This window comes from Sphingomonas sp. NIC1 (assembly GCF_001638925.1).
Classification (GTDB): domain Bacteria; phylum Pseudomonadota; class Alphaproteobacteria; order Sphingomonadales; family Sphingomonadaceae; genus Sphingomonas; species Sphingomonas aquatilis.
Map to the genome: position 1 here is coordinate 310,302 of NZ_CP015521.1, position 20,363 is coordinate 330,664.

At 67.1% G+C, this 20,363-nt stretch carries 17 protein-coding genes; 11 read left to right on the top strand and 6 right to left on the bottom strand.

Annotated elements, in window-relative coordinates; all coding sequences use genetic code 11:
* Positions 1-126: 126 nt before the first annotated feature.
* The 5 genes from cobA to A7E77_RS01630 all read left to right on the top strand — a co-directional run bounded on the left by cobA (position 127) and on the right by A7E77_RS01630 (position 4,293).
* The gene (gene cobA / locus A7E77_RS01610; protein ID WP_063689623.1) at positions 127-918 is read left to right on the top strand and encodes a uroporphyrinogen-III C-methyltransferase; all 792 of its coding nucleotides are present in this window, start codon (positions 127-129) and stop codon (positions 916-918) included.
* A complete protein-coding gene (locus tag A7E77_RS01615) occupies positions 915-1,211 on the top strand; it encodes a DUF2849 domain-containing protein (protein ID WP_063685444.1) in 297 nt (98 codons plus the stop codon). The genes cobA and A7E77_RS01615 overlap by 4 nt, the downstream gene beginning before the upstream one ends.
* 272 nt (positions 1,212-1,483) lie before the next feature.
* Positions 1,484-3,115: a nitrite/sulfite reductase gene (locus A7E77_RS01620; RefSeq protein ID WP_063685445.1), complete on the top strand. Its 1,632-nt coding sequence runs from the start codon at positions 1,484-1,486 to the stop codon at positions 3,113-3,115.
* Complete coding sequence (locus A7E77_RS01625; protein ID WP_017979272.1) at positions 3,108-3,542, top strand: DUF934 domain-containing protein; 435 nt, start codon at positions 3,108-3,110, stop codon at positions 3,540-3,542. Before A7E77_RS01620 ends, A7E77_RS01625 begins: the two co-directional genes overlap by 8 nt.
* The gene (locus tag A7E77_RS01630; protein WP_063685447.1) at positions 3,535-4,293 is read left to right on the top strand and encodes a phosphoadenylyl-sulfate reductase; all 759 of its coding nucleotides are present in this window, start codon (positions 3,535-3,537) and stop codon (positions 4,291-4,293) included. The genes A7E77_RS01625 and A7E77_RS01630 overlap by 8 nt, the downstream gene beginning before the upstream one ends.
* A gap of 7 nt (positions 4,294-4,300) precedes the next feature.
* On the opposite strand, the gene A7E77_RS01635 is transcribed toward A7E77_RS01630, so the two are convergent.
* The 4 genes from A7E77_RS01635 to katG all read right to left on the bottom strand — a co-directional run bounded on the left by A7E77_RS01635 (position 4,301) and on the right by katG (position 11,458).
* On the bottom strand, positions 4,301-6,385 hold the full coding sequence (locus A7E77_RS01635) for a TonB-dependent siderophore receptor (protein WP_063685449.1): 2,085 nt from the start codon (positions 6,383-6,385) through the stop codon (positions 4,301-4,303).
* A gap of 64 nt (positions 6,386-6,449) precedes the next feature.
* The gene (locus A7E77_RS01640) at positions 6,450-8,522 is read right to left on the bottom strand and encodes a putative bifunctional diguanylate cyclase/phosphodiesterase (protein WP_063685451.1); all 2,073 of its coding nucleotides are present in this window, start codon (positions 8,520-8,522) and stop codon (positions 6,450-6,452) included.
* Positions 8,519-8,986 (bottom strand): GAF domain-containing protein, encoded by a 468-nt coding sequence (locus tag A7E77_RS01645; protein ID WP_226341802.1) that lies wholly within the window; start codon positions 8,984-8,986, stop codon positions 8,519-8,521. The genes A7E77_RS01640 and A7E77_RS01645 overlap by 4 nt, the downstream gene beginning before the upstream one ends.
* 198 nt (positions 8,987-9,184) lie before the next feature.
* Positions 9,185-11,458 (bottom strand): catalase/peroxidase HPI, encoded by a 2,274-nt coding sequence (gene katG, locus A7E77_RS01650; RefSeq protein ID WP_226341803.1) that lies wholly within the window; start codon positions 11,456-11,458, stop codon positions 9,185-9,187.
* Between the two features lie 252 nt (positions 11,459-11,710).
* Here katG and A7E77_RS01655 point away from each other — a divergent pair, with 252 nt between their 5' ends.
* The 6 genes from A7E77_RS01655 to fghA all read left to right on the top strand — a co-directional run bounded on the left by A7E77_RS01655 (position 11,711) and on the right by fghA (position 17,166).
* Positions 11,711-12,421 carry a VIT1/CCC1 transporter family protein gene (locus A7E77_RS01655; protein ID WP_078462194.1) on the top strand — a complete coding sequence of 237 codons (711 nt, stop codon included), beginning with the start codon at positions 11,711-11,713 and terminating at the stop codon, positions 12,419-12,421.
* 87 nt (positions 12,422-12,508) lie between these two features.
* Positions 12,509-13,753 carry a CaiB/BaiF CoA transferase family protein gene (locus A7E77_RS01660; protein WP_063685457.1) on the top strand — a complete coding sequence of 415 codons (1,245 nt, stop codon included), beginning with the start codon at positions 12,509-12,511 and terminating at the stop codon, positions 13,751-13,753.
* Positions 13,754-13,831: 78 nt separating this feature from the next.
* Positions 13,832-14,944 carry an S-(hydroxymethyl)glutathione dehydrogenase/class III alcohol dehydrogenase gene (locus A7E77_RS01665; RefSeq protein ID WP_063685459.1) on the top strand — a complete coding sequence of 371 codons (1,113 nt, stop codon included), beginning with the start codon at positions 13,832-13,834 and terminating at the stop codon, positions 14,942-14,944.
* Positions 14,945-15,086: 142 nt separating this feature from the next.
* Positions 15,087-15,470, top strand: a complete 384-nt coding sequence (locus A7E77_RS01670; RefSeq protein WP_017979281.1) for a VOC family protein — start codon at positions 15,087-15,089, stop codon at positions 15,468-15,470.
* Positions 15,467-16,336: a formyltetrahydrofolate deformylase gene (gene purU, locus A7E77_RS01675; RefSeq protein ID WP_063689629.1), complete on the top strand. Its 870-nt coding sequence runs from the start codon at positions 15,467-15,469 to the stop codon at positions 16,334-16,336. The genes A7E77_RS01670 and purU overlap by 4 nt, the downstream gene beginning before the upstream one ends.
* A complete protein-coding gene (gene fghA, locus A7E77_RS01680; protein WP_063685461.1) occupies positions 16,333-17,166 on the top strand; it encodes an S-formylglutathione hydrolase in 834 nt (277 codons plus the stop codon). The genes purU and fghA overlap by 4 nt, the downstream gene beginning before the upstream one ends.
* Before the next feature lie 128 nt (positions 17,167-17,294).
* Here fghA and A7E77_RS01685 read toward each other — a convergent pair whose 3' ends face one another.
* Positions 17,295-17,609 (bottom strand): polyhydroxyalkanoic acid system family protein, encoded by a 315-nt coding sequence (locus A7E77_RS01685; protein ID WP_063685463.1) that lies wholly within the window; start codon positions 17,607-17,609, stop codon positions 17,295-17,297.
* A 19-nt stretch (positions 17,610-17,628) separates the two neighbouring features.
* Positions 17,629-20,112 carry a TIM-barrel domain-containing protein gene (locus tag A7E77_RS01690; RefSeq protein ID WP_063685465.1) on the bottom strand — a complete coding sequence of 828 codons (2,484 nt, stop codon included), beginning with the start codon at positions 20,110-20,112 and terminating at the stop codon, positions 17,629-17,631.
* Positions 20,113-20,363: the final 251 nt, after the last annotated feature.

Consider the following 20,363-nt stretch of genomic DNA (forward strand, 5'->3'; position numbering starts at 1 on the left):
AACCCTAACGCGACATGAACCACGCACCCGAAATGACATTGATGTAAATCAGCCACAAGCTTCCCTACCGTCGCCACAAGCATCGCTGCGTTGCCGCACGAGGGCGCAGAGGCCATGTCGGCGATCATGGCTACGCTTCTCGATCCGGGCGCCCGTGGGCGCGTCATCCTCGTTGGCGCCGGGCCGGGCGATCCCGGACTGCTGACCGTTCGCGCGGTGGAGGCGTTGCGGACCGCCGATATCCTCGTCCACGACGGGCTGATCGACCCGCGCGTGCTCGATCTCGCACCGTCGGCGGCACAGCGTATTTCCGTCGCCAAACGCCGCGCCCGCCACACGCTGCCGCAGGAGGCGATCAATGCGCTGATCGTCGCCCATGTGAAGACCGGCGCGATCGTCGTGCGGCTGAAGGGCGGCGACCCGTTCATCTTCGGACGCGGCGGTGAGGAAGTCGAAGCGGTGCGCGCCGCCGGCCTACCCGTCGAGGTCATCCCCGGCGTCTCGGCGGCGCTCGGCTGCGCGGCGGAAGCGATGCTGCCGCTCACCCACCGCGATCACAGCAGCGCGGTCAGCTTCGTCGCGGGCCAGTGCAAGGGGCTGGCGGATCAGGACTGGTCCGGCCTCGCCGGTCAGGGCCGGACGCTGGTGATCTACATGGGCGTCGCGACGGCGAACGACATCGCCGACAAACTGATGGCGGACGGCGTCGCGCCCGACATGCCCGTCGCGGTGCTCGAGCGTGGTACGCTCGTCGGCAGCCGCGCGATCCGCACCCTGCTCGCCGACCTCGGTCCGATGGTCCAGCGTGAGCGCGTGCAAAGCCCGGCGATCATCGTCGTCGGCGAGGTCGTCGAACTGTCCGACGCCGAGGACAAGCTCGCTCGCTGGGCGCGCGTTGCGGAGGATATGTCGGCATGAGGCTCCTGACCGGAAACGACCTCCCCACCGGCGACGTCGTGTGGTGGACCGGCACCGGCTGGTCGCGCCACGTCGAAGATGCCGTCGACGTTGGCCACGAGGGCGAAGGTATCCTGCGAGCCGAGGAGGGCGCGCGCCGTGTCAACGTCCCCTATCTGATCGACGCGATCGCCACGCCCGACGGCCCCCGCCCCGCGCATATCAAGGATCGCATCCGTGCGCTCGGCCCGACCGTGCGGCCCGACCTGACGCTCAAGCCGGCGGACCCCGAAGCCGGGAGCTGGGTGATCTGATGCCCGGCCCTACCCCCACCCTTCGTCATTCCAACCTTCCCCCCTCGTCATCCCGGCGAACGCCGGGATCCATGGACACGACGTCGCTGAGGCCATCACGCAACCGCTGACCGCGCCGCAACCATGGATCCCGGCCTTCGCCGGGATGACGAAGGTAAGCGAGCCGCGGCGCCCCGCCCTCTCCGCGTCTCCGCGTCTCCCCGCGAACCAAACCCTCTTCGCGTCTTCGCGTCTTCGCGCGAACCAAAACTCCGAAGGCCGGAAAGCCACGCATGTATAAATACGACCAATACGACCAAGCGATCGTCGATGCCCGCGTCGACGAATTTCGCGACCAGGTCGAGCGCCGCCTGTCGGGCCAGCTGACCGAGGACCAGTTCAAGCCGCTGCGGCTGATGAACGGCCTGTACCTTCAGCTGCACGCCTACATGCTGCGCGTCGCCATTCCCTATGGCACGCTCGACGCGCGCCAGATGCGCATGCTGGGGTCGATCGCCCGCGATTACGACCGCGGCTACGGCCATTTCACCACACGCCAGAACCTGCAGTTCAACTGGATCAAGCTCGCCGACACGCCTGATATCCTGGCGAAACTCGCGACGGTGCAGATGCACGCCATTCAGACCAGCGGCAATTGCATCCGCAACATCAGCGCCGACCAATATGCCGGTGCCGCGGCGGACGAGGTGACCGACCCGCGCCCCTGGGCCGAGCTGATCCGCCAGTGGTCGACCTTCCACCCCGAATTCAGCTACCTGCCGCGCAAGTTCAAGATCGCGGTCATCGCCGCGGCCGAGGATCGCGCGGCGATGCGCCTGCACGACATCGGCATCCAGCTGCTCGAACAGAACGGGGAGTTGGGCGCCGCGATCTACGTCGGTGGCGGCATGGGCCGTACGCCGATGGTCAGCCACCTGATCCGTGACTTCGTCACCGCCGACGACCTGATGAGCTATCTGGAGGCGTGCCTGCGGGTCTACAATCGCTACGGCCGCCGCGACAATATCTACAAGGCGCGGATCAAGATCCTGCTCCACGAGATCGGCGCCGACGCCTACCGCGCGCAGGTCGAGGAGGAATTCGCCCTCGTCAAGCAGCTCGGCATCGATCCACCGCGCGCCGAGCTCGACCGCATCACCGCGATGTTCGCGCCCCCCGCGTTCGACACCGGCCCTGCCGCTGCGGTCGACCGCAGCGATCCCGATTTCGCCGTCTGGCTCGACCAGAACGTGGTTGCGCACAAGCAACCCGGCTACCACATCGTCAACGTCAGCCTGAAGCCCGCCGGTGGTATTCCCGGCGATGCGACGGCCGATCAGATCGACCTGCTGGCCGATTTGGCAGAACGCTTTTCTTTCAATGAGTTACGCGCGACGCACGCGCAAAACATCGTGTTGCCGCATGTGCACGGGCGTGACCTTTGTGACCTTTGGGCCGCGCTGCGCGACGCCGGCCTCGCCGAGCCGAACCTCGATCTCATCACCGACATCATCGCCTGCCCCGGCCTCGATTATTGCAGCCTCGCCAACGCGCGCTCCATCCCGCTGGCCCAGAAGATCGCGAACCGCTTCGCCGATCGCGAACGCCAGCGGGACCTGGGCGAACTGAAGCTAAAGATCAGCGGCTGCATCAACGCCTGCGGCCACCATCACGCCGGCCACATCGGCATCCTCGGCGTCGATAAGAAGGGCACCGAAAACTACCAGCTTTCGCTCGGCGGCTCGGGAGCGGAGGACGTCAGCCTCGCCAAGATCACCGGGCCTGGCTTCTCGGAGGACGGCGTGGTCGACGCGATCGAGCGCGTCACCGACCGCTATGTCGCGCTCCGCGACGAGGGCGAACGCTTCCTCGACACCTATCGCCGCGTCGGCTTCGAACCGTTCAAGGAGGCGATCTATGGCTGATGCCGACACGCTGCTGCGCTTCCGCGACGACGAGCCGCACGACGAACCCGCCGTCACGCTCGACGCCTTTCTGGGCCAGACCAACGCCACTGCGGTCCGGCTGGAGGCGGGTGAGGACGCCCGCGCGCTGATCCCGCAACTGGGGCAGCTCGCGCTCGTCGAGGTCAGCTTCCCCACCTTCCGCGACGGCCGCGGCTATAGCGCCGCACGCGTCTTGCGCGAGGCGGGCTATACCGGCGAGCTGCGCGCGGCGGGCGACGTGCTGGTCGATCAGCTGCCCCTGATGCGCCGCTGCGGCTTCGACAGCTTCGCGCCCGAAGCCCCGATCGATGGCGAGGCACTGACCCGTGCGCTTGACCGCTACGACTATCGCTATCAGGCCGCGGCGGACGCCGTCGCCCCGGTGTGGAAGCTGCGCCATGGCTGAGGCCGCACGCCAACTCGACACGATCGATGTCGCGCCCGCCTTTACCGCCGCGGACGCCGCCGCGATGCAGATCCGCTTCGCCGGCATGCCCGCGGCCGAGATGCTGCGCGAACTCCTGACCGGCGAACTGGCGGGCCGCATCGCCTCCGTGTCGTCCTATGGTGCCGAGTCGGCAGTGCTGCTCCACATGGTGGCGCAGATCGACAAGGACGTGCCGGTCATCTTCACCAACACGCAGAAGATGTTCGGCGAGACCCTCGCCTATCGCGACGAATTGTCTGAGCGACTGGGCCTCACCGACCTGCGCGTCTTTCGGCCCGATCCGCGATTGCTCGCCTTACGCGATGCGACCGGCATGCGCTGGTCCTACGACCCGGACGGCTGCTGCGAGATCCGCAAGGTCGAACCGCTCCGTCGCGCGCTCGGCCCGTTCGACGCGTGGATTTCGGGCCGCAAGGGCTTCCAGGCCGGCACTCGTACCGCGCTCCCCCGCTTCGAGGAGGACGACGGGCGCCTGAAGATCAATCCGCTCGCTGACTGGTCGAAGGATCAGCTCGACGCCTACTTCGCCGAGCACGACCTGCCGCGTCACCCGCTGGAGGCGCAGGGCTATCTGTCGATCGGTTGCGCGCCCTGCACCAGCAAGGTCCGCCCCGGCGAAGACCCGCGCGCCGGCCGCTGGCGCGGCTGGGACAAGGTGGAGTGCGGCATCCACGTCTCCACCCTGCCCGGCGAGGACCCGACGTTCTAAGCCGACGTCAGCCGCTGATCCGTAACGACAGCCGAACGTTGCGCGGCTGCCCCGGATAGATCCACACGCGGCTGTACGAGCTTTGCGCGTAGCGGGCATCGAACAGATTGTCTGCCTCCGCCCGCAGCGTCAGCCGCGGCGATACGGCATATTCGATGGCAGCCTTCGCCTTCAGATAGGCGGGCAGCACCACATAGTCGCGCTCGATCGACCCGGCGCGGTCCCCCATGTAGCTGGCGCCGGCGCTCACCGAGAACCCACGTCCGTCGACGTCGGTGAACCGCCCCAGCGCAAAGACCGTGCCGCTGTGATCGGGCACGTTCAGCGCGCGATCGGTCGGGAAGGCGCCGTCGTCCACCCGTGCGCGCGTCCAGGCGTAATTGCCGACGATCTGCCAATGTGGCGCGATCCGTACCGACGCGTCCCCCTCGATCCCGCGGCTGCGCAGGCTGCCGACCGGCGCGTTGAAAGCGGGGTCGACGGGGTCGTTGGCGAGGATGCCGCGCTTTCGGATATCGAACCAGGTCGCGGCGACGTCGACACCCGCCCAGCGTCCGGCAACGCCGACCTCATATCCGACGCCACTTTCGGGCGCGAAACCGTTGCCATCGCGACCCGTGCCCGAGTTGAGCACGAAGCTTTCGCCCCAGCTGGCATGGACCGCGATCGCATCGCTGGCCTGGTAGCGCGCGCCGAGCCGGTAATGCATCGGCGAGCCCACTGTACGCCCCACCTGCCCGGTGTTGTTGTTGCGGATGCGCTGGCGATAGGCATCGAACCTGGCCCCGCCCGACAGCGTCAGCCGGTCGGTCACGTCCCACATGTCCTGCACGTAAACCGTGCCCGACCAGCGCTTTTCGCGATTGTTCGTAAAGGGCAACAGCGTCGGCGGGGTCTGGCCGTAGACGGGGTCGAAGACGTCGATCGCATAGGGATTGCCGCCGCGCGCCGGATCGCCCGGATTGCGCCGCATCCAGCGTTCGGCATAATCCAGCGTATAGCCCTTCAGCCCGATGCTGGGCCGATGCGCACCGATATGTCCGGCGAGTTCGATCCGCGCGGACAGATCGTCCACCTTGAAATCGCGCGATCGCCGCTGCCGCCACAGTGTTCGGCCGCCGACCAACCGCGACTGATCGGACGAAAAGCCCTTCAGCGTTCCCGTCCGCCACGCGACGCCCCCGGTCACCGTCCAGTCGTTGCCAAGGTCGGCCAGCGCCGTCAGCTGGTGACGCTGGTTGCGGAAGCGGGTCTTGCCGTCGTTCGGCTCGCCATAATAGGCATCGCGCGGCACGGCGTTCGCATTCCCGTCGAGCGCCGGAATGCCGCGATCGAACAGCGTGTCGAAGCGCGTGATCTCGCCGATATAGGTGACGCGCAGTCGCTCGCTGGGCCGCCAGGTCAGCGACGGCATCACCACCTGCCGATCCAGCCCGACGAAATTGCGCCAGCCGTCCGACGTTTCCGCCGCAACGACGACCCGCGCCGCCAGCGTCCGCGATACGGGACCGGTCGCATCCAGTTCCACCCGGCGCGTTCCGAACGATCCCAGCGTGAACACCGCATAGGCGGCCGGGACGAAATCCGGCGTCTTGCTGACGATATTGACGCGGCCTGCCGGATCGATGTCGCCAAACAGCGCGCCCGCGGGCCCCTTCAGCAGCTCGATCCGTTCGGTGGTGGCAGGATCGCGGGGCGGCCCCATGCCGCGGTTGGCGAGGAAGCCATCGACGTAATATTCCCCACCGCCATCCGGTGTGCCCAAGAAGCCGCGGATGGCGAAATTGTCCATGACGCCGCCACGGTTGTTCTGATTGCTGACCCCGCTGACCAGTTCGAGCGCGTCCGACAGGCGATAGGTCCCGGCGGCGGTCAGCAGGTCGCGCTCGATCGATCGGCTCGACTGCGAGAGCGTGCGGGTGGCGATATCCGATGACAGCGTCCCGTCACTGCGCGCGCGACGCGTGCCGAGCACGACGATATCGCCGCTGCCGACGGAGACGTCATCGGTGTCCTGCGCAGCGGCGGGGGTGATCGGGAGGCAGGCAATCAGCGGCGACAGGCAGGCGGCAACGCGGGATCGAAGAAGCAAAACATATTCCAGTGATGTTGTAACGTCCCAATGTTGAACCGCACCGGCCCTGTCAACCGTCCCTTCATGCCGCGGTGGGCGTTGCGGCCTGCTGCCTGAAATCGACGACCACCGGACTGGTCCCGATCGCCATCGTCCGCCGTACCTCGTGCGGGTCTGCCAAAGTGCGCGAGGGCCGGCCGACCAGGAAGCCCTGCACGCTGGCGCAGCCTTCGCGTGCCACGATGGCAAGCTGCGCCGGGCGCTCGATCCCCTCCGCCAGCACCGGCATGCGCAACAGGCCGCCGAGCGCCGTCACCGATCGCAGGATCGAAATCGCCTGATCGTCATATTCCAGTTCGGCGACGAACGACGCATCCAGCTTGATGCAGTCGAACGGAAAGGATCGCAGGACGTCGATCGACGAATAGCCGACGCCGAAATCGTCGAGGACGATCGATACGCCCATCGCCTTCAATGCGTGCAGCTGTTCGAGTGCGAAGCGGCGATCGTGGATGATCGCGCTTTCGGTCAGTTCCAGCACCAGCCGGTTCGGCGCGAGGCCGCTGTCCTCCAGCGCGGACCGTACCGTCATCACCAGACGCGGATCGGACAGATGCTTGGGCGACAGGTTGACGGACACCGGATAGCGATTGGGCCACAGCGCCGCCTCGAAACACGCCTGGCGCAGGATCCAGATGCTCAGCGGCACCACCTCGCCGCTTTCCTCCGCCAGCGGGATAAACTCCGCGGGCGGCACCATGCCGCGGACGGGATGGTTCCAGCGCACCAGCGCCTCATACCCCTTGATCTCGCCCGTCTCGGTCGACGCCTGCACCTGGAAATGCAGTTCGAACGCCCCCCGGTCGAGCGCACGCCGCAGGTCGACGACCAGCTCGCGCCGGGCGCGCACCGCATCGTCCATCTGCGCGTCGTAGAAACACGGTTCGCTCGAATGGATCGACTTGGCGCGGTACATGGCGAGGTCCGCCTTCGCCAGCAGCGCGTCCGCATCCCAGCCGTCATGAACCGCGAGTGCCACACCGATATTGGTCCCGATCGACGCGGTGAAGCGATCGAAGACGAAGGGCGCGTCGAAGACCGCGCGCAGCCGATCAAGGAAGTCGGTCAACTCCTCGGCCAGATCGTAGGAAATGACCGCCGCGAATTCGTCGCCGCCCAGACGGCTGATGCATTCGTTGGGACCCAGCGTCGCCGTCATCCGCGCCGCCAGCGCCATCAACAGCTGGTCGCCCGCCAGGTGGCCATAGGTGTCGTTGACCACCTTGAACCGCGACAGGTCCATCATGACGACGGCCATGCACAGATGCCCGCCCTTGCGGTTGAAACGGCGCTCCAATTCTTCGTTGAAGCTCATACGATTGGGCAGATCGGTCAGCCCGTCGTACATCGCCATGCGACGCAGCCGGCGGTAGGATTCGCCCTTCGTATGCCCGTCGATCAGCGCGCTGATCGCGGCGCAGCCCACGATGATCAGCGATGCGACCGCCGTCGCCACGGCCAGCGCGTTCATGGTCGAGGGCGACAGGCCGTCGCCCAGGCGGATGACGGTGATATGCATCGCCGCCATGCCGCTGAAATGGAGCGTCACGACACCCAGCGCGAGCAGACCCATCGTCCGCAACGCACCCGCACGCCCCGCCTGCCGCGCGCGTGCGAAAGCGGCAGCGCTGAGCCCGACCGACAGCAGTATCGACACGGCGACGACCGGCCAGGTCCAGGTGACGATGCCGTCGACGTGATAGGCCGACATGCCGAGATAGTGCATCAGCGCGATGGCTGCACCGATGACGCCGCCACCCAATACCCCCGCGCCCCGACGGGCCGAGGCGGCCAGCGCAAGGCCGGGCGCCGCTATACTGATGGCGACCAAAAGCGAACCGAGCGTCTGTATCGGATCGAGGACGACCGGCGCCGACGTGCGATAGGCCATCATCGCGACGAAATGGGTCGCCCAGACCATCGTGCCGGTGGCCACTGCGGTCAGCATCACCCAGCCCAGCCGGCTGTAGCCATCCGCCGACCGGATGCAGTGGAACAGTTGAACGCTGGCCGCCGAGCCGATCAGGCAGACCAGCGCCGCCAGCAGGACGAGATGCACATCGTGCTGCGCGAAACACAGGGCGATGTCGGTCATGCGGCCCTCACCCCCCGGGCGCCGCGGCGCCCTTCCATCACCAGCGACACCTGTCGGGCCAGACCGACGAGATAGGCCTTCTGATCCACCGATGCGGGCGGACGCGGCTTGATATCGGCGACGCAGAGCGCGCCGATCTCGATCCCGTCGATCAGGCGCAGCGGCGTACCGATATAATAACGGATGAACGGTTCGCCGGTCACCGAAGGCAAGGCTGCGAAGCGCGGATCGACCGTCGCGTCGCAGCATTCCAGCACATCCGAGACATCCAGCGTCAGTGTGCAGAATCCATCCCGTCGCGGCAGACAGCCGACGTCGACGCCGCGGGCCGCGTGAATCGCCTGGATGTCGTCGTAGATCAGCGACAGGGCCGCGATCGGGGCAGCGAAGCCCTGCTGCGCCGCTTCGACATGGCGATCGAGCGCAGAGGCGCTCGCCTCATCCCCGCCGGTCAGGCCGCGCACGGCCCGCGAACGCAGGCGCTCGCGAAAAAGGTTTGTCAGCATCGGATTACAGGGGCTCGGTGAGTCATCGGTCCCGGCGCATGTGGGCCATAAAGCGTTAAGATGACGTCAGCGTAAAGCACCCGTTATGGGGCGGATTTTCCCCTGTTTTGAGGCGACTATCGGGGGAAGCTAACCTTCCCCCGATAGTCGGTGCGTTTATTGATGCACGTCGTAGCGATCGAGCATCATCACCTTGTCCCACACCTTCACGAAATCGCGCACGAAGCGCGCCTGTCCGTCGGCCGCCGCATAGACTTCGGCGATCGCGCGCAACTGCGAATTGGCGCCGAAGATGAGGTCGCAGCGTGTCGCCTCGAACCGGGCGTCGCCGCCATCGCGAGCGACCAGGGTGAAGCGTGATCCCTGCTCATCCGCCTTCTTCCATTCGTAATCCATGCTGGTCAGCACGGTGAAGAAGTCGTTGGTCAGTGCGCCGACGCGGTCGGTGAAGATGCCGTCGGACGATCCGTCCCAATTGGCGCCCAGCGCGCGCAGGCCACCGGTCAGTACCACCCATTCGGGCGCGGACAGCGCGAGCAGGTCAGCCCGGTCGAGGAACAGCTGTTCGGGTGACAGGTCGGCGACGTTCACCGCGTCGAAGTTCGGATCGACATAATTGCGGAAGCCATCGACCACCGGGCGCAGCCATTCGAAGCTGTCCGCGTCGGTCAGCGCGTCCGTCGTGTCCATCCGGCCCGGGGTGAACGGAACCTCGGTCGCCGCGCCAGCCGCCGCCGCCGCCTGCTCGACCGCGACGCAGCCAGCGAGCACGATCAGGTCGGCGAGCGAGACCGCCTTGCCGCCCGTCGCACCGCCGGCAAAGTCCGCCGCGACGCGCTTCAGGCTGTCGATCACCGGACGGGTGCGTGCGTTGATCGCCCAGTCCTTCTGCGGCGCGAGTGCGATGCGCGCGCCGTTGGCGCCGCCACGCTTGTCGCTGTGCCGAAAAGTCGACGCCGCGGAAAAGGCGGTGAAGGCCAAGTCCGACACCGAATGCCCCGCCGCCAGGATCGCCTGCTTCAGCGCCGCGATGTCGGCGGTATCAATCAGGGGATGATCGACCGGCGGGATCGGATCCTGCCACAGCAGATCGTTCTCGATCGTCCGCTCTTCGCCAAGGTAACGCTCCTTCGGACCCATGTCGCGGTGGGTCAGCTTGTACCAGGCCTTGGAGAATTGCTCGGTAAAATAGGCGAAGTCGGTCAGGAACCGCTCGCAGATCGGACGATAGACGGGGTCGACCTTCAGCGCGATATCGCTGGTCATCATCATCAGCGGATGCGTCTTGCCCGCGATATGCGCGTCGGGGGTGTGCGGCGCGGTCTTGTCGACCGGCGTCCATTGCAGCGCGCCCGCGGGGCTGCGCGTCTGTTCCCATTCGAACTTGAACAGGTTTTCGAGGTAGCTGTTGTCCCATTGGGTCGGATCGGGCGTCCAGCTGCCCTCAATGCCGTTGGTCATCGTGAACTCGCCGGCGCCGGTGCCTTCGGGGTTGTGCCAGCCTAGGCCCATCTGCTCGATCGGCGCCATTTCGGGCGGCGCGCCGATGCGGTCGGCCTTCACCATGCCGTGACTCTTGCCGAAGGCGTGGCCGCCCGCGATCAGCGCCACCGTCTCCTCGTCGTTCATCGCCATGCGGGTGAAGGTGACGCGGATGTCGTGCGCGGACGCCATCGGATCGCCGCTGGCATAGGGGCCCTCGGGATTCACGTAGATCAGCGACTGGTGCGATGCCGCGAGCGGCTGTTCGAGGTCATAGTCGGCATCGCCGTTCTGCCCGCGCCAGCGCTTGTCGCGGTTCACCATCTCGTCGAACGACTTGACCGTCGTCATGTCGACATGTTCCGGCCCCCAATAGGTGGCATCGTCCGCCTCCCACGCGTCATGCCGGCCGCCGGCGAAGCCATAAGTGGGGAAGCCCATGATCTCGAGCGCGCAATTGCCGGTCAGCACCATCAGGTCCGCCCAGGACAGCGCGGCCCCGTACTTCTGCTTGATCGGCCAGATCAGCCGGCGCGACTTGTCGGTGTTGCCATTGTCCCACCAGCTGTCGATCGGGGCGAAGCGCTGCATCGCCTCGCCCGCGCCGCCGCGCCCGTCGGCGATGCGATAGGTGCCGGCCGAGTGCCAGGCCATGCGGATCATCTGCGGCCCGTAATTGCCATAGTCGGAGGGCCACCACGCGACCGAGCTGGTCAGGAACGCCTTGATCTCCGCCTTCAGCGCCTGAAGGTCGATCGCCTCGAATGCCGCCTTATAGTCGAAATCCTCGCCCAGCGGATTGGCGCGCGGCCCGTTGCGATGCAGCTGCTCGACGCGAAGGCGATTGGGATACCAATCCTGCAGCGTCGGCTTGCTGGTCTGCGCTCCGCCAATCCGATCCCCACCGAACGGGCACTTCCCGGCCAGGACGTCCTTATAGTCTTCCATGCACACGCGCTCCAGCATCCGCCATTGGGTGGAACAGGAGCGCAGCCGGGCGATGCGAGGGACCCGGCGTGCGACAGGGCGAGCCTGATCCACATCAAGCCGAAACGAGGAAGTCGCCGCGCCGTTGCCTGAAATTTAATTTAGATTTGTACGCCCCCGCCTCTGCTATCGGCTGATGTCTCAACAGATTGGCTCGACGCTGCGACGGCGCGGTCCGTATCGCCGTCGTCGTTCAACACAGGTGCCTGCCCGATGACCGACATGCCGCACGCCCCCGGCGAACATCACCTGGTCCACCGCACCGGCTGGCTGCGCGCGGCGGTGCTGGGCGCCAATGACGGCATCATCTCGGTATCGAGCCTGGTCGTCGGCGTCGCCGCTGCGCCGGGCGCCAGCGCCTCGACGATCCTGCTCGCCGGCGCGGCCGCGCTGGTCGGCGGGGCGTTGTCGATGGCGGCAGGCGAATATGTCTCGGTCAGCTCGCAGGCCGATACGGAGCATGCCGACCTGACGCGCGAGGCTGCCGAGTTGCACCGCAATCCCGAGGCGGAAACTCGGGAACTCGCCGCCATCTACGTCGGCCGCGGCGTCGCGCCCGCGCTTGCGCAGACGGTCGCCGAACAGATGATGGCGCATGACGCGCTGGGCGCGCATCGCCGTGACGAACTAGGCCTTGCCGATGACGGTGGATCGCGCCCCGTGCAGGCCGCGGTCTTCTCCGCCGCCGCCTTTACTTCTGGCGCGATCCTGCCGGTGGTGATCGCCGCGCTCGCGCCACGCCACTTGGCGGTCATGGTGGTGCCAGTGGTGGCGATCGTGCTGCTCGCCATCCTGGGGGCGATCGGCGCCAAGGCCGGCGGCGCGCCGCAGGTTCGCGCGGTGGTGCGCGTCACCGCGCTCGGCGCGCTGGCGATGGCCGCGACGGCGTTGCTGGGGCATCTGCTCCCCGTGGGTGCGCTGTAACCCTTTGCAGCACGGCGCGCGGTCGCTAGCGCTTCCCCGATACACCGCCGGCATCGATCCGACGGACGGACGCGAGAGGACCGCCACATGGGTGCGCTGACGGGATTGAGGGTGCTCGACATGAGCCGCGTGCTGGCGGGGCCATGGTGCGCGCAGACGCTGGCGGATCTCGGCGCGGAGGTCATCAAGATCGAACATCCCCGGCGCGGGGACGACACGCGCGAATGGGGGCCGCCGTGGATGGCGGACGCTGATGGTGCGCCGACGCGCGAAGCCTCCTATTTCCAGTCGGCCAACCGCGGCAAACAGTCGGTCGCGATCGACATCGCCTCCGCAGAAGGACAGGCGCTGATCCGCGCGATGGTGCCCCAGTGCGACGTGCTGATCGAGAATTACAAGGCGGGGTCGCTGGCGAAATACGGCCTCGACTATAACAGCCTGCGCGCGCTGCACCCGGGTCTGGTCTATTGTTCGGTCACCGGCTTCGGCCAGACCGGGCCGCGCGCCACCGAGCCGGGCTATGACTTCATCATCCAGGCGCTCGGCGGGTTGATGAGCATCACCGGCGAGCGGGACGATCTGCCCGGCGGCGGGCCGCAGAAGGTCGGCGTCGCGGTATCGGACCTGATGACCGGCCTCTATTCGGTCATCGCGATCCAGGCCGCGCTGCTGCACCGCGCGACGACGGGCCTCGGCCAGCATATCGATATGGCGCTGCTCGACGTGCAGGTCGCGATGCTGTGCAACCAGAGCCAGAATTACCTGACGACCGGCAAGGCGCCCGGTCGCTATGGCAACGCTCACGCCAATATCGTCCCCTATCAGGTATTCCGCGCCGCGGACCGCGACTTCGTGATCGCCTGCGGCAATGATTCGCAATTCGTCGCGCTGTGCGAGGCCATCGGCCTGCCCGATCTGCCCCGCGATCCGCGCTTCGCCCGCAACCCCGATCGAGTCGCGAATCGGGAAGCGGTCATCGAGCGGCTGGCCGCCCATTTCCTGGCCGACACCGCCGATGCGTGGATCGCGCGCATCCATCCCAAGGGCGTGCCGGTCGGCGCGATCAACAGCATCGCGCAGGCCCTCGACGAACCGCAGGTCGCGGCGCGCGCCATGCGCGTCACCATCCCGCACCCACGGAACCCCGACTTCGAAACGATCGGCAGCCCGATCAAATTGTCCGACACGCCAGTGACCTACGATACGCCGCCACCGATGCTTGGCGAGCACACCGCCGCGGTTCTAGAGCGATTGGCCGGCGTCGACGCCGAGACCCTGGCCGCGCTGACCGCCGCAGGCATCGTCGCGGTGCCGGCGGACCCGATGGCCTGAGCCCTGCCCTTTCGCTTGCTCCCGCCGCCCGTCCCGCGATAACCCCGCCGCGATCATTCCCTCCGGAGCAGTTGCCCCATGAAGACCCGCGCCGCCGTCGCCTTCGAAGCGAAGAAACCCCTCGAGATCGTCGAGCTCGACCTCGAAGGCCCGAAGGCGGGCGAAGTCCTGGTCGAGATCATGGCGACCGGCATCTGCCACACCGACGCCTATACGCTCGACGGCCTCGACAGCGAGGGGCTGTTCCCCAGCGTGCTGGGCCATGAAGGCGCTGGCATCGTCCGCGAACTGGGCGCGGGCGTGACCAGCGTCGAGGTTGGCGACCATGTCATCCCGCTCTACACGCCCGAATGCCGCCAGTGTAAGTCGTGCCTCAGCCAGAAGACCAATCTGTGTACCGCTATCCGCGCGACGCAGGGCAAGGGGCTGATGCCCGACGGCACGACGCGCTTCAGCTACAAGGGGCAGCCGATCTTCCATTACATGGGCTGTTCCACTTTCTCGAATTTCACCGTGCTGCCCGAGATTGCCGTCGCGAAGATCCGCAAGGACGCGCCGTTCGACACCAGCTGCTACGTCGGCTGCGGCGTGACGACGGGCGTCGGCGCGGTGGTCAACACGGCCAAGGTGCAGGTCGGCGACAATGTCGTTGTCTTCGGCCTGGGCGGTATCGGCCTCAACGTCATCCAGGGCGCGAAGCTGGCCGGCGCCAAGATGATTGTCGGCGTCGATATCAACCCGGATCGCGAAGAGTGGGGCCGCCGGTTCGGCATGACCCACTTCCTCAACACCAAGGGCATGAACCGCGAGGCGATCATCGCGAAGGTGGCGGAGCTGACCGATGGCGGCGCCGACTATAGCTTCGACGCGACCGGCAATACCGAAGTGATGCGCACTGCACTGGAATGCTGCCACCGCGGCTGGGGCACCAGCATCGTCATCGGTGTCGCCGAGGCGGGCAAGGAAATCAGCACGCGCCCGTTCCAGCTGGTCACGGGCCGCAACTGGCGCGGCACCGCCTTCGGCGGCGCGCGTGGGCGGACCGACACGCCGAAGATCGTCGACTGGTACATGGACGGGATGATCCAGATCGATCCGATGATCACCCACCGCCTGACGCTCGACGAGATCAACAAGGGTTTCGACCTGATGCACGCCGGCGAAAGCATCCGCAGCGTGGTGATTTACTAAGCCCCACTGCCCCCCGTCACCCCGGGCTTGACCCGGGGTCCCGCTTCTCCTTCGACATCCGACAGGAAGAAGCGGGATGCCGGGTCAAGCCCGGCATGACGTAAAGCGTACCAAGAAGACAATCGAAGAGAGGAAAACCATCATGTTCAGCCACGTCATGCTCGGCGCCAACGATATCGACGCCTCGAAGGCCTTCTACGACGCGACACTCGGCGCGCTCGGTATCGCGCCCGGCCGCGTCGATCCCAAGGGTCGCGTGCTCTACATGCACCCGGGCGGCATGTTCCTGCTGACCAAGCCGATCGACGGCCAGCCCGCCTGCCACGCCAATGGCGGCACGATCGGTTTTGCCGCGAGCAGCCCCGAACAGGCCGATGCATGGCACGCCGCGGGCGTCGCCAATGGCGGCACCGCGATCGAGGATGCGCCGGGCGTACGCGAGGCGCCGTTCGGCAAGCTCTACCTCGCCTATCTTCGCGATCCTGCCGGCAACAAGGTGTGCGCGCTGCACCGCGTCGCGGCATGACGGAGCGCCGCGCGGTCCAGATCCTCACCTTGGTGTGTCAGGACCGCGTCGGCATCGTCGCGGCGGTATCGGGGGCGCTCGCCGGGATCGACGGCTTCATCCTCGACAGCCAGCAATATGCCGATCTGGAAACGGGCCGGTTCTTCATGCGCGTCGCCTTCGTCCGCGGCGGCGACCGTTATCCGGCGGAGGCTGAGGCACTGCGGGCGGCGTTCGCGCCCGTGGCGGAGACGTTCGGCTTCGACTGGAGCCTGGATGCCGCGGACGCGCGCCCGCGTGTTCTGATCGCGGTGTCGAAGGGCTCGCATTGCCTGAACGACCTGCTGCATCGCTGGCGCACGAAGACGCTGCCGGTGGATATCGCAGGCGTCGTCTCGAACCACGACAGTTTGCGCCCGCTGGTCGAATGGCACGGCCTGCCGTGGCACCATCTGCCCGTCGACGACACGAACCGCGACGCGCAGGAGGCCGCGATCCTGGCCCTGATGGCGGAGGCGCGGGCGGATTATCTGATCCTCGCCCGCTATATGCAGGTGCTCGGCCCCCGCCTCGTCGAGGGACTGGCGGGACGCTGCATCAACATCCACCACAGCTTCCTGCCCGGCTTCAAGGGCGCGCAACCCTATCACCGCGCGCATGCCCGCGGCGTCAAGCTGATCGGCGCGACCGCGCATTTCGTGACCGCCGATCTCGACGAAGGGCCGATCATCGAACAGGCGGTCGAGCGCGTCGACCATCGCGCCAGCGTCGATGACCTGATCCGCATTGGCCGCGATATCGAGGCGCAGGTGCTCGCGCGCGCGGTCGCCTCGGTGGGCGAGCGGCGCGTCTTCCTCAACGGCAACAGGACGGTGATCTTCCGATGACTTTACAGACGGTGTCGACCGCCAAGGCGTTCGGCGGCACGCAGGGCGTCTATACGCACATGTCCGCCACGACGGGCACGCCGATGACCTTTTCGGTGTACGTGCCCCCGCACGACGATGGCGCGAAGCTGCCGGTCGTCTGGTATCTGTCGGGCCTGACCTGCACGCACGCGAACGTCACCGACAAGGGCGAGTATCGCCGCGCCTGTGCGGAACTGGGCCTGATCTTCGTCGCCCCCGACACCAGCCCGCGCGGCGACGATGTCGCGGACGACGAGGCCTATGATTTCGGCAGGGGCGCAGGCTTTTACGTCGATGCGACCGAAGCGCCCTGGGCGCCGCATTTCCGCATGTGGTCCTATGTCACCGAGGAACTGCCGGCGCTGATCGGCGCGCATTTCCCCACCGACATGGCCCGCCAGTCGATCATGGGCCATTCGATGGGCGGCCATGGCGCGCTGACGATCGGACTGACCTTTACCGATCGCTTCAAGGCGGTGTCGGCGTTCGCGCCGATCGTTGCGCCATCGCAGGTGCCGTGGGGCGAGAAGGCGCTGGGCGGCTATCTGGGCGCGGACCGGTCGCGCTGGCGCGAACACGACGCGGTCGCGCTGATCGAGGATGGCGCACGGGTGCCGGCGCTGCTGGTCGATCAGGGCGATGCGGACCAGTTCCTTGCCGAGCAACTGAAGCCGGAGCTGCTGGCAGAGGCTTGCGCGAAGGCGGGGATCGACCTGACGCTGCGGATGCAGCCGGGGTACGACCACAGTTATTACTTCATCGCGACCTTCATGGCCGATCATCTCGCTTGGCACGCCGCGCGGCTGTAGGCCACTTCGATCCCCATTCCGTCACCCCGGACTTCGTCCGGGGTCCCGCTTTTCAACTGCCTGCGGAGGCAGCGGGACCCCGGCTCGAGGCCGGGGTGACGGGGTTCTGGGGGAAATGGCCCGCGACGTTACGCCGCAGGCTTCGACAGCATCTTCTCCGCGCTGGTCTTCACGAATTCCGCGATCGGGCCGGACATCATGCTCAGCATCATCGGCACCTTCACCGTGCCGGCGATCCGCGCGTCCTCGATGTCCATCTTCGCCTCGACGCTCTGGCCCATGGCGATGATCGTGAGCGTCAGCGCGTCGGTGCCGGTCCAGTGATCGGATACGGTGCCGCCGCCCGGGATATGCTCCGCGAGCTTGGGCAGGCCCGCCTGGATGCGCGCGCGCGCCTCGTCGCGGCCGAGGCTGTGGGGTACGTCGAAGGGGATGGTGGCCATGGATGCTCTCTCGTGATCGTCAGCGGCGGGCGATCATCACCTCGGCCGCCCGACGCTGATCGGGCAGGACGAAGCTGAGCGTACCCGCCGTCGCGTCCGACTGCGCCGCTACGGCCTTGCGCGCAAGCGAAACCGCGCCGTCGCCCGACCAGCCGTGGACGACGACGCGCAGCTGCTTCCACCACGGCGCGTAACGACCCTGCCGCGCGCCAAAGGCCAGCTTCAGGCCACCGGACGTCATGGTGCAGGTCATACCCTGCCGCAGGAAGACGCCGCGGATGAAGGCCATCGAATGGCCGTCGTCGGCGTACAGGTCACCGCGGCAATCCTCGCCGGGATAGACGTCGAGCTGCAGCGGGCCGGACGGCGTTTCGGCGGTGCTTTGCACGAGAGGCTGGCGCGGCAGGATGGTGCCGGCACGCACGAAGACGGGCAGCGTGTCGATCCGCGGCGTCACGCGCACCTTGTCGCCATGCTCGGTCGCCTGCCCCGTCGCCTGCGTCGCCGACTGAATCGGGCCATTGTCCGCGGCTTCCGGCGTGCCGGCCCGCTGTCCCGTCCAATAATCGTACCAGCCGCCCGCGGGCAGGCAGACGTCATAGGCCTGCGGCTGGTCGGGATGCGGCGCGGGCGCGACGAGCAGCGAGCGCCCCACGGTGAACGTCCACGACTGGTCGCACGACATGCGCATGGCGGACGGGTAATCGTAGAACACCGGGCGCAGGATAGGATCGCCCGCGCGCGCATTCTGTTCGGCGAGCGCGTAGAGATACGGCATCAGCCGATAGCGTTCCTCGACGAAGCGGCGCCGGATCGCGAGGTGATCGGGCCCGTCGACCCACGGCTCAGCACGCGGCGTGCCCTTGGCGCTGTGATCGCGGAACACGGGGTAGAAGGCGCCGATCTGGAACCAGCGCGTCAGCAGCTCGGGGCTAGGCCCGCCCGCAAAGCCGCCGACGTCGGCGGCGCCATAGGAAAAGCCCGACAACCCTAAGTTGATGATCTGCTGGATCGACAGCTTCAAATGGTCCCAGGTCGCGAGATTGTCGCCCGTCCATGTCACCGCATAGCGCTGCCCCCCGGCATAGCTCGCCCGCGTCATCACGAAGGCGCGCTCGTCGGGCAGCAGCTTGCGCAGCCCGTCATAGGTCGCGCGCGTGTTCTGCATGCCGTAGACGTTGTGGATCTCGGCATGCGTCGCGGTGCGCGGGTTAAAGCCGTCGCTATCGATGCGGTGCATGACGTCCGCCGGCATCGTCTTGGTCGGCGTGTTGAAGATCGCCGGTTCGTTCATGTCGTTCCACGCGCCCGCGACGCCCATCCTCACCTGGTCGGCAAACAAAGTGCCATACCAGTCGCGCACCTTCGTCTCGGTGAAATCCGGGAACACCGACGGACCCGGCCATACCGGCCCGACATAGACCGAACCGTCGGCCCGGTGGACGAAGGCGTCGCGCTTGATGCCCTCGTCATAGGGGCGGTAGCCCTGGTCGGGCGCCTGGGCGACGTGCAGGTCGGTGATCGTCACGACCTTGAACCCGTCGCGCTTCAGGTCGGACAGCAGGCCCTTCATGTCCGGGAAAGCCTTGGTATCGACGGTGAAGGGTCGGTTGCGATCCTGCCAATCGATGTCGAGCCACAGCACGTCGGTGGGCACTCGCTCTTGCCGCAGCCGGGCAGCGACACTGCGCAATTCGTCCGCCGTCATGTAGCTGTAGCGCGACTGCTGATAGCCCAGCGCCCATTGCGGCACGAGCGGCGCCTTGCCGGTCAGGTCGGTGTAGCGGCGCACCACCTCTGCCGTGGTCGGGCCGGCGATCAGATAATAGTCGATGGGGCCATCCGGCGCGCCAAAGGCCAGTCGCGTGTCGTCGCGATGGCCGAAATCGAACCAGGCGCGCGTCGTATTGTCGAGGAACAGGCCATAGCTGCCCCCCGCTCCGCCAACGCCGATAAAGAACGGGATCGATTTGTAGATGGGATCGTCGCCGCTGCCGAAGCCGAAGGCGTCGGTATTCCAGTCGACGAAGCTCTTGCCGCGGCGATCGAGCCCGCCGGTCTTGTCGCCCATGCCGAAATAATGCTCGGCCTGCGGCATCGTCTTGGCGAGCGCGAAGCCCTTGCCGTCGAAGGCGACGGGTGCGGCGTCTTCGGAGATGAGGTTGCCCGCGAGATCCTCGACGCGCAGGCGGCCGTCGGCACGGAAGCGGACGCGCAGCGCCTTGGTGGCGAAGCCGTCCGCTGCGGGGGTGACGGCGACATGCTGCGCGCGCGTCTTCGCATCGACGGCCCAGCTCGCATCCTCGGGCATCGCACCGCCGCGACCGATGCGGATGCGCAGGATCGAATCGGTCAGCGCGACGACGCGCATCGTTGCGCCGGCGGTGGCGAGATCGGCCCCGTCGGCCCGCGCGGTTACGGCAGGCGCCGCCTGCGCGGAGGCGAGAGACGGCACCGTCGCGGTCGCAAGGGCAGTCAGGGCCAGCAGCATCGTGGCGCGCATCGTTCAGGTCTCTCCCGGTGTTATGCGACAGGCTGTGCGCGGCGGGCCGCAACAAGGTCAACCGTCGAGGGGAAGGCATACGTATGCACCCCTTCCCCGTCACTCCGGACTTGTTCCGGGGTCCACTCTGCGGCGGGGGGGGGTGCCTTGGGCCTCTTTCGTCGCCCCTGCGGCCCGGTGGACCCCGGCACAAGTCCGGGGTGACGGAGAGACTGGATCCATGTTCTTCCACCTCCACCCGCCACAGGAGG

Excerpts from the sequence above, each read along its gene's own strand:
- cobA (WP_063689623.1), top strand. The coding sequence starts at position 127 with ATGGCTACGCTTCTCGATCCGGGCGCCCGTGGGCGCGTCATCCTCGTT.
- A7E77_RS01615 (WP_063685444.1), top strand. The coding sequence starts at position 915 with ATGAGGCTCCTGACCGGAAACGACCTCCCCACCGGCGACGTCGTGTGG.
- A7E77_RS01620 (WP_063685445.1), top strand. The coding sequence starts at position 1,484 with ATGTATAAATACGACCAATACGACCAAGCGATCGTCGATGCCCGCGTC.
- A7E77_RS01625 (WP_017979272.1), top strand. The coding sequence starts at position 3,108 with ATGGCTGATGCCGACACGCTGCTGCGCTTCCGCGACGACGAGCCGCAC.
- A7E77_RS01630 (WP_063685447.1), top strand. The coding sequence starts at position 3,535 with ATGGCTGAGGCCGCACGCCAACTCGACACGATCGATGTCGCGCCCGCC.
- A7E77_RS01640 (WP_063685451.1), bottom strand. The coding sequence starts at position 8,522 with ATGACCGACATCGCCCTGTGTTTCGCGCAGCACGATGTGCATCTCGTC.
- katG (WP_226341803.1), bottom strand. The coding sequence starts at position 11,458 with ATGGAAGACTATAAGGACGTCCTGGCCGGGAAGTGCCCGTTCGGTGGG.
- A7E77_RS01655 (WP_078462194.1), top strand. The coding sequence starts at position 11,711 with ATGACCGACATGCCGCACGCCCCCGGCGAACATCACCTGGTCCACCGC.
- A7E77_RS01660 (WP_063685457.1), top strand. The coding sequence starts at position 12,509 with ATGGGTGCGCTGACGGGATTGAGGGTGCTCGACATGAGCCGCGTGCTG.
- A7E77_RS01665 (WP_063685459.1), top strand. The coding sequence starts at position 13,832 with ATGAAGACCCGCGCCGCCGTCGCCTTCGAAGCGAAGAAACCCCTCGAG.
- A7E77_RS01670 (WP_017979281.1), top strand. The coding sequence starts at position 15,087 with ATGTTCAGCCACGTCATGCTCGGCGCCAACGATATCGACGCCTCGAAG.
- purU (WP_063689629.1), top strand. The coding sequence starts at position 15,467 with ATGACGGAGCGCCGCGCGGTCCAGATCCTCACCTTGGTGTGTCAGGAC.
- fghA (WP_063685461.1), top strand. The coding sequence starts at position 16,333 with ATGACTTTACAGACGGTGTCGACCGCCAAGGCGTTCGGCGGCACGCAG.
- A7E77_RS01685 (WP_063685463.1), bottom strand. The coding sequence starts at position 17,609 with ATGGCCACCATCCCCTTCGACGTACCCCACAGCCTCGGCCGCGACGAG.
- A7E77_RS01690 (WP_063685465.1), bottom strand. The coding sequence starts at position 20,112 with ATGCGCGCCACGATGCTGCTGGCCCTGACTGCCCTTGCGACCGCGACG.